Annotated in this window: 11 protein-coding genes and 1 tRNA gene; 5 read left to right on the top strand and 7 right to left on the bottom strand. The window is 73.0% G+C overall.

What is annotated here, in order from left to right:
• Positions 1 to 87: 87 nt before the first annotated feature.
• The gene (gene glpR, locus P2424_RS12590) at positions 88 to 1,707 is read left to right on the top strand and encodes a gephyrin-like molybdotransferase receptor GlpR (RefSeq protein ID WP_276475846.1); all 1,620 of its coding nucleotides are present in this window, start codon (positions 88 to 90) and stop codon (positions 1,705 to 1,707) included.
• A gap of 84 nt (positions 1,708 to 1,791) precedes the next feature.
• Positions 1,792 to 1,865, top strand: a tRNA-Ala gene (locus P2424_RS12585).
• Positions 1,866 to 2,760: 895 nt separating this feature from the next.
• Here P2424_RS12585 and P2424_RS12580 read toward each other — a convergent pair.
• Positions 2,761 to 4,242 carry an MFS transporter gene (locus P2424_RS12580; RefSeq protein WP_276475845.1) on the bottom strand — a complete coding sequence of 494 codons (1,482 nt, stop codon included), beginning with the start codon at positions 4,240 to 4,242 and terminating at the stop codon, positions 2,761 to 2,763.
• Between the two features lie 326 nt (positions 4,243 to 4,568).
• Positions 4,569 to 5,399: a DUF2637 domain-containing protein gene (locus P2424_RS12575; protein ID WP_276475844.1), complete on the bottom strand. Its 831-nt coding sequence runs from the start codon at positions 5,397 to 5,399 to the stop codon at positions 4,569 to 4,571.
• A 434-nt stretch (positions 5,400 to 5,833) separates the two neighbouring features.
• Here P2424_RS12575 and P2424_RS12570 point away from each other — a divergent pair, with 434 nt between their 5' ends.
• Entirely contained in the window at positions 5,834 to 6,808 is a 975-nt protein-coding gene (locus tag P2424_RS12570) for a putative RNA methyltransferase (protein WP_276475843.1), read from the top strand.
• A 152-nt stretch (positions 6,809 to 6,960) separates the two neighbouring features.
• Here the strand turns inward: P2424_RS12570 and P2424_RS12565 are convergent, their stop codons facing one another.
• Positions 6,961 to 7,374 carry a MerR family transcriptional regulator gene (locus tag P2424_RS12565; RefSeq protein ID WP_276475842.1) on the bottom strand — a complete coding sequence of 138 codons (414 nt, stop codon included), beginning with the start codon at positions 7,372 to 7,374 and terminating at the stop codon, positions 6,961 to 6,963.
• Positions 7,375 to 7,464: 90 nt separating this feature from the next.
• On the opposite strand from P2424_RS12565, the gene P2424_RS12560 reads away from it, so the two are divergent.
• Positions 7,465 to 8,310 carry an alpha/beta fold hydrolase gene (locus tag P2424_RS12560; RefSeq protein ID WP_276475841.1) on the top strand — a complete coding sequence of 282 codons (846 nt, stop codon included), beginning with the start codon at positions 7,465 to 7,467 and terminating at the stop codon, positions 8,308 to 8,310.
• On the opposite strand, the gene P2424_RS12555 is transcribed toward P2424_RS12560, so the two are convergent.
• From P2424_RS12555 to P2424_RS12545, 3 genes are all read right to left on the bottom strand, one after another.
• The gene (locus P2424_RS12555; RefSeq protein ID WP_276475840.1) at positions 8,289 to 8,834 is read right to left on the bottom strand and encodes a hypothetical protein; all 546 of its coding nucleotides are present in this window, start codon (positions 8,832 to 8,834) and stop codon (positions 8,289 to 8,291) included. The two genes, P2424_RS12560 and P2424_RS12555, sit on opposite strands and share 22 nt — an antisense overlap.
• A gap of 71 nt (positions 8,835 to 8,905) precedes the next feature.
• Positions 8,906 to 9,064 carry a hypothetical protein gene (locus tag P2424_RS12550; RefSeq protein ID WP_276475839.1) on the bottom strand — a complete coding sequence of 53 codons (159 nt, stop codon included), beginning with the start codon at positions 9,062 to 9,064 and terminating at the stop codon, positions 8,906 to 8,908.
• A 242-nt stretch (positions 9,065 to 9,306) separates the two neighbouring features.
• Positions 9,307 to 9,921, bottom strand: coding sequence for a DUF1269 domain-containing protein (locus P2424_RS12545; RefSeq protein ID WP_276475838.1), 615 nt, complete (start codon positions 9,919 to 9,921; stop codon positions 9,307 to 9,309).
• Positions 9,922 to 10,116: 195 nt separating this feature from the next.
• Here P2424_RS12545 and P2424_RS12540 point away from each other — a divergent pair, with 195 nt between their 5' ends.
• Entirely contained in the window at positions 10,117 to 10,887 is a 771-nt protein-coding gene (locus P2424_RS12540) for a hypothetical protein (RefSeq protein WP_276475837.1), read from the top strand.
• A 36-nt stretch (positions 10,888 to 10,923) separates the two neighbouring features.
• On the opposite strand, the gene P2424_RS12535 is transcribed toward P2424_RS12540, so the two are convergent.
• Complete coding sequence (locus tag P2424_RS12535; RefSeq protein WP_276475836.1) at positions 10,924 to 11,436, bottom strand: GNAT family N-acetyltransferase; 513 nt, start codon at positions 11,434 to 11,436, stop codon at positions 10,924 to 10,926.
• Positions 11,437 to 11,611 lie beyond the last annotated feature (175 nt).

The raw sequence follows: 11,611 nt of genomic DNA, 5'->3' as shown, positions 1-11,611 counted from the left end.
GCTGATTCCGCAGAGTCCCGGGCCGTCGGTCACAAAAAAAGTTCGACGGATCGGCCAGATCGTGCAACACGCCGGGCTGTTTGGCAGATGGGCTCACGTAATCCCCTCTACCGTGTGAGGGTGAGCAGCAGTGGCCTCATCTACGCAGTCATCGTCGGGGCCTGGGCCGCCTACTTGGTGCCGATGTGGCTTCGTCGCCAGGACGAGTTGAACGAAGCCCGTCCGACGGAACGCTTCAGCACCGCCATCCGGCTGCTGTCCGGCAAGGCCGGGATGGAGCGCCGCTACGCCAGAGAGGCGGAACGGCGCCGCATCCGCGAGGGGTGGGCGGCCGACGACCCGTACGCACGGAGAGCCGGCGCCGAGCACGAGCCCGGCCCCTCCGCCGCGTACGGCTCCGACGGCTACGACGGTGACGCGTACCGGAGCGACCCGGACGCCGCCACCGAGCAAGCGGTGGACGTCCGGGCCTTCGCCGACCCCAAGACCATGGTCGGTGCTCCTGGCGCTGAAGCGCTGACCGAGGTGCATGTTCACCGTGGTCAGGGCCCTCCCGCCGGAACGGGCCGCCCCGGCAGCCGGAGTGGCCGTCCGGGCACCGCCGCGCACGGCGGCCACGGCGTTCCGGAGGACGCGGCAGGGGCGGCAGGGCCCGGTCCGGCTCCGGCGGGGCCGGCCGGCCGCCCCCAGGGGCGACCGGGGGAGCCCGGGTACGACCAGCAGGGCCCCGACCGGCCCGGTCCGGATCGCTCCCGCGCGAGCGCGGCCGAGCGGGCGGGGACGGCGCGCCCGCAGACGGCCGACTCCCGGACCGCGCAGAGAGAGGGACGACGGGCCAAGCAGGCCAAGCGCGCCAAGCTGCTCGCGCGGCGGCGGCGCACGACGATGCTGCTCTTCCTCGCGTTCACCGTGGGCACGGTCGTGGCGGCCGTCCGCGGGCTCGCCCTGCTGTGGGTGCCCGCTGTCCCCGCCGTCCTGCTGAGCGTCTACATCGTCCACCTCCGCGTCCAGGAGCGGCGCCGCTTCGCCTTCACCATGGACCGGCGCCGCGCCGAAGCGGCGGCGCGCAGTCTGCGCGCCCAGCGGCCCTACGACGAGGACGCCGGACCGTCCGACCGGCGCCGGGCCGAGGCGCTGCACACGGACACCGAGCCGGGCCTCCCGGTGCGTACGGAGAGCACCGGTAGCGGCCGGGAGGAGCGGCGCCCCGGCGAAGATCAGCTCTCCCGTGAGGAGCGTCGCGCCCGTGCCGGCAGCGCTCCTGCGGCGGCGGCGCCCCGGCGCGAACGCGAGCCCGGCAGCGCACGCCCGGAAGCCTCCGCTGCCGACGGCGCGGATGCGCAGCCGGAGGCATGGACCCGGGCCGAGCAGCAGGAGGCGGCAGAGCGGCGCGCACTGGTCGAGCAGACCGACCACGCCGAGTGGGTCGACCAGCAGCGTGCCCGGGACAGGGACTCCTCCGAAGGCGAGGGCTGGGATCCGGTGCCCGTACCGCTGCCCACGTACGTCAGCGCCCCGGTCGCTCCCCGTACGACGCGCGGTGTCGACCTGGAGGCCCCCGACGCCTGGAGTTCGGCCCGCTCCAGCACCGTCCCCGCCGCCGAGCCGCACCCCGCGGCCGAGGACGGAACCACCGCCGACCGCGACCGCACACCCCTCTTCGACCAGTACGAAAGCGAACAGCGGCCCCGCGCCGCCAACGAGTGACGACCGCCGCGACCGCCCCGCGGCCGGAGCGGGAACGGATTTCCTCCCGCCCTGGCGAGGATGCTAATGTTTCATCTGTCGCAAGGGCCTGTGGCGCAGTCCGGTAGCGCATCTCGTTCGCAACGAGAGGGTCAGGGGTTCAAATCCCCTCAGGTCCACAGCACGTCAGAGCCCCTGTCGGAGTCATCCGACAGGGGCTCTTCGCGTTGTGCGGCAGCGAAGGGTGGTGCCGCTCCCGGAGCGGGGGAAACGCGGTCGTGGCCGACCGGGCCGGTGGGGTAGAACGGCCGGCATGACGGTCTTCTACTGCGCGAAGTGCGGTGCCCAACTCACGCAGGACCTTCAGGAGCTTCCCGCTGTTCCCGACGCTTCCGTGAGCGACCGGGACCGTGACCGCAAGACCTGGCTCGCGCCCTCGACCGTCCCGCGCGGCCACTACGCCATCGACCCCGAGCCGTGGGGAGCCCCCTTCGTGGCTCCGGGCCCCCGGCACCCGAAGCCTTCCGGAAGCCGCGCCCTCCCTATTCCACCCGACATGACTCACACAGTGTCCGCAGGGCCCAGAAATTCCGTGGTCGTTCATCCAGATGACGTGTCCACCGTCCAGTTGACGGGGGCCTCAAGCGTCCACTGGGGGTGTTGTGGACCGATCGGAACCGGCGGCCGCAACATGGCATGTGCTTGCGGAACGCTCCTGGCCACCCTCGCGGCGGACTGCATAGGTCCCCACGAACTGCACCTCGATGCGATCCGCGTGTACGCCTTCACTCCCGACCCGCCTATGTGATCAGTCGGCGGTGAGGCGCGGGCCGGGCCGTCGTTCAGAGGAGGCGACCGGTCGATGTCCGGCGGGGTGCCGTCGCGCAGATCGGCGAAGTGGCGCGGAAGTGCGGACAGCGGGGCGGGGGTTGCTGTGTGCCGGCCCATCCGGGTCCTCCCCCGTGTGTGCGGCAGCCCGGGCCCGCCGAGGTGCCGGGACCCGGACCGTCCGGGGTCTGGAGGGCCCGGCCTGCGGGAGGCCCGGTCAGGGGTGCGGGCTCAACGGGGGCGGGGTCAGGCACTCGTCCCATCCTGCGGCGTGCGGGTGCGGGTGCGGAGGAAGAGCGCGGCCAGGACGGTGCCGAGGAGGACGAGTGCGGTGTTGACCGCGATGGCGGTGGTGACGCCGTGGTGGATCGCGGTGGCGGTGGTCGCGCCCGCGGTGCCGGCGGAGACGACGGCGGACATGATCGGCGTGCCCATGGTGATGCCGACCTGCTGGGACATCGAGGCGAGACCGGTGGCCAGCCCCTGTTCGGCATCCGGGAGGCCGCTGGTGGCGGTGACCATGAAGCCGACGATGACGAGCATGTTGCCGACGCCTCCGAGGAACGTGGCGGGCAGCAGCAGGCCCAGCGCGGCGCCGGTGGTGGTGCCCAGGAAGAGGAGGGCGGCGGTGGCGACCGCCTGCAGCAGGCCGCCGCCGACCAGGGCGGCCAGGGTGGAGGTCCGGGCGATGACCTTGGGCGCGACGAGTCCGCCGAGGACGGTGCCGACGCCCAGCACGCCGAAGGTGACGCCTGCGGCGAGCGGCGTGAAGTCGAGGGTCTTCTGCAGGTAGAGGGTGAGCAGGTAGACCAGTGAGGTCTCGGTGGCGAAGGCGAGGAGCCCGAGCACGTTCCCCCAGGCGACGTTGCGCCGCCCCAGGACCGTGAGCGGGACCAGCGGTTGGGCCACTCTGCGCTCGATCATGAAGAACGCGGCCAGCAGCACGGCGCCGGCGGCGAGGCCGGCCACGGCGTGCGGGGCGGTCCAGCCGTGCTCGCCGGCCTGGGTGAGGCCGTGGACCAGGGCGAGCAGACCGCCGGTGACCGTGAGGGCGCCGGGCAGGTCGAGCCGGGGCCGGGCGGCAGGTGCGGGCTCCCGGAGGACGACGGGCGCGACGAGGACGACGGCGAGCGCGACGGGCACGTTGAGGAAGAACGCCCAGCGCCAGGAGAGCAGGTCGGTCAGCACTCCGCCGAGGACGGCTCCGGTGGTGAACCCCGCGGACATGAGCGCGCCGTTGATGCCCAGTGCCTTCTGCCGCAGCGGGCCTTCGGGGAACGCTGTGGTGAGCAGGGAGAGCCCCGCCGGTGTTGCGGCGGCCGTGGCCAGTCCCTGGGCGACACGGGCGGCCAGGAGTACCTCCGGGCTGTTGGCCAGGCCGCCGACGAGGGAGGACAGGCCCAGCAGTGCGAGGCCGGCTATGAAGATCTTCTTGCGACCGATCAGGTCGCTGATCCGCCCGAAGAAGAGGGTGAAACCGGCGGCGGCGAGTGCGAACGCGGTGGCTACCCACTGCAGGTCGGCGAGGGGGAAGCCGAGTCCGTCGCCGATCGCGGGCAGCGCGACGTTCAGGATGGAGAAGTCGACGGCCAGCATGAACTGCGCGACCAGCAGTACGGCCAGGATCACCTTCAACCGCCCGGTGAGCTGCCGGGGCGTGGCCTCCGGCTTTGACACCAGCTGGGCTTCGGATGCAGGTGTGGTCGACCGCGCTTGCGTCGTGGACATGACAGTACTGCCTTCCAGGTGGCCGCTGCGGTGTGTGCGAGGCGGGTGTGCGGCGCGTCCGGAGCGGGAAAGTGAAATCAGGTAACGGGACTTCGGTTCCGTTATGCCTGCGAAGGTAGCACGGCGAAGGATTTAAAGGAACTGGCGTTTCGATAGTGTGCGCCGGTGTGACGGTCGGGAGCCCCGATCGGCCTGCGAGCGGGCGGGCAGATACCTGATGGACGAGCGGACACGAACCACGGGGGCATGGAGGCGCGGGGGGCGGGGCCGGGCGGCGGTCCGCCGCCGGGGTCGGCAGGGCGCGACCACCGGTCGGCGGGCCGAGGTCAGCCCGCCGAGCGGTGGCGATGGGTGCCGCGCGCGGGGCGGGCGTGCCGGGAGGGGTTTGTGGGGACCGGGGGAAGGTCGAGCTGTCGGACGAGCTGGTGGAAGCAGAGCAGCGCCGTGATGGGCGGCAGGCCGGCCACGGCGATACCCGCCGGGGTCGGCGGGGCGTCGGCGACGCACAGCAGGGACGCGACGGCGGCGAAGAAGAGGACGACGAGCCAGGAGTGCACCGTGCGGCGGCGGTAGGCCCGGGTGCGCAGAATCGAGAGCGTGGCCGCGACCCAGGGTGCGTAGATCAGCAGCGGCCAGGCGTGCGCGACGCCCGGGGGTGCCGACTCCTGGGCGAGGTCGTAGAGCGACGGGTAGGACGCCTTGGCACCCAGGAAGCTGACCAGGAGCACGATCATGGCGGTGAGCGTGACCGAGAAGGCGCTCAGGATCCGCCGCCAGCTCAGTTCCCCCCGCTGTTGCTGCTGTTTCGCCCGCTCCAAGGGGCGTTCCTTGCGGTGCCGGGCCCGAGTGGCAGCGCCGGAGGAGTCCGCGAGGCGCTCCTGCTCGACGGTGTCGAGGAACCGGGCGAGTTCGGCGTCCAGGTCCGTGTGATGCTCGGTCTGCTCGCCGCGCTCGGGGTGCGGCGAGCCGAAGCGGGTCAGTCCGAGGGTCCCGGTGTCGGTGGGGTCCAGTCGCACGGCATTGTCGTTCCTGACCGGCGCGGCCCCCCAGGTGTGGGCCGGGCGCACATCCGGTTCAGCCGGATTTCGCTGCCCGGGGAAGTCGGCGTCCGGATCAGGGGGTACGTAGGACGTGTACGAGTGCGACGTCTCGGTCAAGACTGAACTCTCTTCTCTGCGGGCAGGTTCAGACGACTGTGTCGAGACCGGTCCGCACGCGCATGACGCCCTTGGTGGTGACCGACGCCGCGTCGCCCCGGCCGTCCGCGCTGACCAGCGAGGGCGGACGACGGGGTTGACCGTCTCGGGTACATCCCGGTCAACGAATACCCCAGCCGGCGGAAACCCCTGTGTGCAGTACTCAGACTTATGAGTATGCGGTTTTCCGCACGTATGTCACTCCTGCGGGGAGCAGCCGGACGACGGTGAGATGTGCAGGATGTCGGTCCACCGGATTTTCGACTGCGTCATGCGGCGCATGGCCCCGTCCGCTGCGGCGGGTGCGCGATTCCGTCGGCCGGAGGAGGAGTCGGCGGCGGTTCTCCCGAACGCCGGTAGCCTGGGGCCTCGCCGTCCGAGAGAGCTGCCGCCCCATGACCGAACCGTCCGCCGCGCGTGACGCGTACACGCGCGAAGAGCGAGCGCACGACGGCCGCGACGACGGTCATGTGCGCGACCAGTCCGAGCGGTGCGATCCGACGACCCGCGACCCCTGGGAGGCACTGGTCGAGTCGGTGCGGTGCCCCGTCTGCGGGGACTGCCTGGGGGTGGCGGAACGATCGCTGCGCTGCCCGAACCGGCACACCTTCGACATCGCCCGCCAGGGGTACGTCAGCCTGCTCTCCGGGGCCAAGCGCACCGCGAACGCCGACAGCGCGGCGATGGTGCAGGCCCGTACGGCCTTTCTGGGGGCGGGGCACTACGCGCCGCTGACCGGAGCGCTGGCACGGATCGCCGCCACGCTCGGCCTCCCCGCGGAAGAGGGAGGGGGCATGGTGCTGGACGCCGGTGCCGGCACCGGGCACTACCTCGCCGCCGTCCTGGAGGCGCTGCCCGGCGCGGTCGGACTGGCGCTCGACGCGTCCGGCTACGCGCTGCGCCGAGCCGCGCGGGCGCACCCGCGTGCGGGCGCGGCCAGTTGGGACGTCTGGCGGCCGTTCCCGGTGCGGGACGGCTGCGCGGACATCGTGCTGAACGTCTTCGCACCGCGCAACGGCGCGGAGTTCCGCAGGGTGCTGAAGCCCCGCGGGGCGCTGCTGGTGGTCACGCCGACCGAGCGGCATCTGGGGGAACTGCGCGGCGCGCTGGGCCTGCTGGAGGTCGACCCGGACAAGGCTGAGCGCCTGGAACGCACCCTGTCCGGGCACTTCGTGCGGGAGTGGACCGAGGCTCTGGAGTACCCCCTCGCACTGACCTCCGCGGACGTGGCGAACCTCGCCGGCATGGGGCCGGCCGCGCGGCACGTCGAGCCGGAGGAACTGCGGGAGCGGGCCGCCGCACTGGGGGAACGGGTGCGGGCCACCGCGTCGTTCGGTATCTCGGCGTACCGGCCGGTTCCCGCCGGGTGATCCGGTCGCGCGCACTGCCCGACCCGGCGCCGCCGGTGGTCGACATCGCGCCTTGGTCTGCCGTGCCCCGGTGTGTCGCCTCCCGGGGCGTCGCGCTCCCGTCGCCGCGTCCCGGTCCGGCCCCTGCCCGGTCGTCGCGCGGTGGCGCTCCGCTACGCGGCTCGCGACGCTCCCGCTGCTCCGGGGGCGTTCGCCGCCGCGGCCTGCTTGAGGCGGTCGGGGGTGGCGTCCAGGACCTCGTCGAGCAGGCCGCGTGAGGTGATCAGGGCCTCGATCTCCGCGCTCATCCGGTCGCGCTGGGCGAGCAACTGCCCCACCAGATCGGGGCAGGTCGGCACGAGGCGATCATCTTCGTCCCGCAGGCACGGCAGGATCTGCGCGATCGCCGAGGTCGACAGTCCCGCCGTCAGCAGACAGCGCACCCGCCGCACGATGTCGACATCCGCCTCGCTGTACTCGCGGTAGCCGCTGGGCAGCCGCTGTGGGCTCAGCAGGCCCTGCTTCTCGTAGTAGCGCAGCAGCCGCTCGTGGACGCCGGTACGGCGCACCATCTCCTTCATCCGCACGGCCTGTTCGCCTCCTCGGAGCGGCCGGAAGCATCCCGCTCCGGACGCGGCTTGACTCTGACACTGATGTCGGAGTTTAGCTTCTGGCGTATGACCGAGAAGCACACCGCGGCTGCGGCCGCATTCCCGTCCCTGGACGTCCACGTACACGGCAGCGGTCCCGCGCTGCTGCTCGCACACGGCGCGGGCGGAGGAATCGAAGCCAACTTCGGACAGGTACTGGACGATCTGGCGTCCGACCACACGCTGATCGGACCGCACTACCCGGGCGCCGGCGGCTCACCCCGGGCGGCGGGGCCGCTCGATCTGGACGTGCTGGTGGACGCCGTCGTGGAGGCCGCGGTCTCGCGGGGGCACGAGCGCTTCACCGTGCTGGGGGAGTCCCTGGGGACGGTGGTCGCGCTGCGGGCCGCGGCGCGGCACCCGGAGCGGGTGACCGGGCTCGTGCTGACCGCCGGGTTCGCGGTGGCCGACCCGCTCCTGGAGTTCGCCGCCGCCCTCGTCACCCGGCTGGGCCGGGACGGGGAGTGGGACGCGGTGGCGCGGGTCGCCACCCACTCCGCGCTGCTGGCCGAGGACACCGGCGAACTCACCGCCGAGGCGCTGGAGGACACCGTCGCGGCGGCCCGTGAGGCGATGCCGCCGGGCATGGTGGACCACTTCGACCTGGTGCGCAGGGTCGACGTGCGCGCCGACCTCGCGGGCATCCGGGTGCCCGCTCTGGTGGCGGTACCCACGGGTGACCGCCTCGTCCTCCCCGACAGCTCCCGCAGGCTCGCCGCCGCCCTCCCGGACGCCGCCCTGGTGGAGATTCCGGGCGGCGCCCACGTCCTGGGCGAGCAGGACCGAAAGGTATGGCTCGGGCACGTGCGGGAGTTCCTCGCCGGGCTGCCGGAGGCCGCCGGGCGGGCCGCTCAGCAGCCCCCGCAGTTGTAGTAGGTGACGTCCCAGTGGTTGCCCTCGCGGTAATAGATGTTGCCCGAGGCCGACTTCCACTTGGAGCCGCCGATGGAGGTGAAGGCACCGGTGATGTAGTTGTCCAGGCAGCTCGAGAGGGACATGTCGAGCTTGTAGCCGTTCCAGTGACTGTAGGTGCCCGAGGCGTGCCCGGTCTCCGTGCCGCCGGTCAGCCGGACGGCACAGCCGGACGCCCTCTTGAGCGTGACGGCGCCGTCCGCGGTCTGTGACCGGAGGCCCTGGAAGGAGGTGCAGGTGGGGTTGTTCCGGTCCGAACAGCCCCCGCTGGACGTCCAGGTGATCCCGGCGGACCGGAAGATGGACGTCGCCTGGGAGTGTGTCAGCTTCGCGAGGAGCTGCGGGCTCCCGGCGGCTTGCGCGGAGCTCTGGGATGCCGCGGGGGACGCCTGTGCCGCCTGCGCGTTCACCGGCGCGGTCAGCGCCAGCGCGGCGGCCGCGGCGGCGCCGAGGAGTCCGGTCAGAGCGTGGCGAGTGGGTCTCATGGGTGCCTGCCTTCCCGAGGGGCGGGGTGGGGGGTGCACGACTCGCGGAGTGTCGGGGCGGTGGTCGGGCGTCAACGTAGCGGCATGGCAGGGGCATGTAAACAATGTCCCCGAGTGGTCCGGCCATTGACGCTCAGGGCCCACACCGCGTACGCGGTATCCAGCGAAATCTGCGAGACGGCATACGACAGACCCGCCATGCCGGCCGCGAGCGCGACCAGGAAGAGCACCGAGGTCCACAGCCGGTGGAAGGTGTCCGACGACCTCCAGAGCGGTCGCCCACAGCGTCTCCAGGCACCCGGAGACGATCAGCACGCCCCACGCCAGGCCCCTCCGGTACTCCTTCGCTCCGCGCGCCCCGATGGCACCGAGGACCCGGCGTCCGGCCCCGGCCTTCCGTCCGGGGCCGCCGGTGGCCCAGCCGTCGTCCGCTGCCCCGTCGTTCGTCCCCGTCGCCCCCGGCCGGCCTCCGCTAGCGCCGCCACCAGTGCGTCTCGCGGCCGCTCGCGCGCTCCTTCTCGCCCTCGCCGAAGCGCCCCGTCTCGTGGCCGGTGGTCGCGGAGCCGGTGGGCGCGTCGGAGGCATTGGGACACGACTGGGGTTTCGAGAGGATGTCCTCGACCTCCTGCCGCACCGCGGCCGCGAGATAGTGGCTGACGCCCGGTCCCAGCGCCTCCCGCACGGCACCGGTGGAGGTCTCCTTCACATCGGCCACCACCACCGTGCTCGCGGGCGGGATCTCCGCGGTGAGCTCCTCCAGCCCCTCATTCGTCTCCACGACCCGGCGGGCGTCGTGGCCGCCGCCGATCAGCCCCCCGGTGGTGAAGCCGAGCAGGGCACCCCGCGGCCCGCCCACCAGGCCCACCAGCGCACCGACCAGGCTGCCGACGGCGAACCCCGCGGCGGCGCTGATGTGGTCCACCTCGCCGACGATCTCGGCGTGCCCGTTCGGGTCCCGGCTGATCACCCGGGCCTCCCGCAGGTCGAGCGCGCCCCGGCTGTGCGCGCGCTCCAGCTTCTCCAGCGCGTGCTGTGCCGCTTCGGTTCCCCGGGCGGTGAAATCGGCGCACACGATGTATTCCGTCATACGACCCACGATCCGCGCTCTCGCGGGCTCCGGCATCCCCAGTCCGGCAGTACCCGTGTGACCTGCGGATTCGCCCCGGCGACGGCTGCTGCGGCGGGATTCTCCGGCCGATCTCGCCCGGGGCCGCCCTCCGCCGCGCGATCCGTACGGTGCTGCGACTGGCACCGGCGGGGTGCGGCGGGTGAGGCTTGTCCCATGAGCGTCGCGTTCCTCTTTCCCGGCCCGGACTCGCTGCGGGCCGGCATGCTGCACCGGCTGCCGGACACGGCCGGCTCGGCGACCGTGCTGGCCGAGGCCGAGTGGGGCCATCCGGGAGGCGTCGCGGAGCTGGACACCGCCGAGGCGCTGGCCGGGTCCGAGGTGGCACGGCACGTGAGCCTGCTGGTCGCCGGCGTGGCCGGCGCCAGAGCGCTGGTCGAGGACGAGGAGGTCCTTCCGGCCGCCGTGGCGGGCCACGGGCTCGGCGGCTACGCGGCGGCCGTCGTCGCAGGACTGCTCACCTTCCCGGAGGCCCTGCGGGCGGTGCGGCTGCGTGCCGAACTCGTGGAGCGGGCGGAGGAGCCTCCGCACGATCTGGGCATCCGGATGGCACAGCACCTGGCCACGGTGCCGCGCCGTCACCACGCGCTGCCCTACGTGGCCGGCACCAGCGGTCTGTGCCTGCACGGCGACGCCAACGCCGTCTTCGACGACCTGGCCCGCTCCGTCGCGCTCCCGGTCCGGTACGAGGCCGTCACGGCGGCCCTGCGGGGGACCGGCGCGGACCGGTGGATCGAACTGCCGCCCGGCCGGGCACTGACCGCGCGTCTGGCCGGGGGCGGCCCCGACGCCGCGGAACCCGGGGTGCGGGTCGTCTCGGTCGAGGAGATCGGCATCGCGCAGGCCGCCGACTTCGCCAGAGGGGGGACCGGGGACGTGACCGGGTTGGAGGATGTGAGCGGAGAGGGCACCACGCCCGTCTGCTGACCGGGCTGTCGGACGGCCCTGCGGGCTCCGGTACCGTCAGCCGGCTCCGCGCAGCGGTTTGACGAAGCAGCGGCTTTCCGTGTGGAACCGATAGTGGCCGAACTTCGCGGGGGCCGGCACATAGCCCGATGACGTGTACAGCGCGATGGCTTCCGGCTGCTGCAACCCGGTCTCCAACACCACCCGGGTACGGCCCGCCTCCCGGGCGTCGTCCTCCAGCAGCGCCAGGATCCGACGTGCGAGGCCCTCGCCGCGCACCTCGGGCACGACGAACATCCGCTTGAGCTCGGCGTCGCCGTCCGCGTAGTTCTCGTCCTCCTCGTCCGGCCCGTGCGCGGCGTCCCGCGCGCGCCAGGCGCCGGTGGCGACCGGCCGCTGCTGCGCGTCGTAGGCCAGCAGATACAGCCCGCGCGGCGGCTGGAACATCGACGGGTCCAGCGGCGTCGCGTCGCCCTCCGGGTCGCCGTAGCGCAGCGCGTACTCCTGGAGCACCAGGTCGCTGAGCTTCCGCGCGTCCGGGTGGTCGTAACCGACGGGAACGATCTGCATGCGGGCATGGTAGAGCGGACGGACGCGCGGGCGAGCAGCCGGGCGGACGTACGGGACCCTCGCCCGCGGCAGCAAGGACGACCGGCCCGCCGCTCACCTTCGGCGCCGAGCAGCGGGCCGCGTTCGTGGCGGGCGTGGCCGACGGCCGGCTCGCCGGTAGCGCACCGACAGGACG

It is taken from the genome of Streptomyces sp. WMMB303 (assembly GCF_029351045.1).
Taxonomy (GTDB): domain Bacteria; phylum Actinomycetota; class Actinomycetes; order Streptomycetales; family Streptomycetaceae; genus Streptomyces.
Note: the sequence above shows the minus strand (reverse complement) of the source record. Positions and strands in the feature narration are given on the sequence as shown.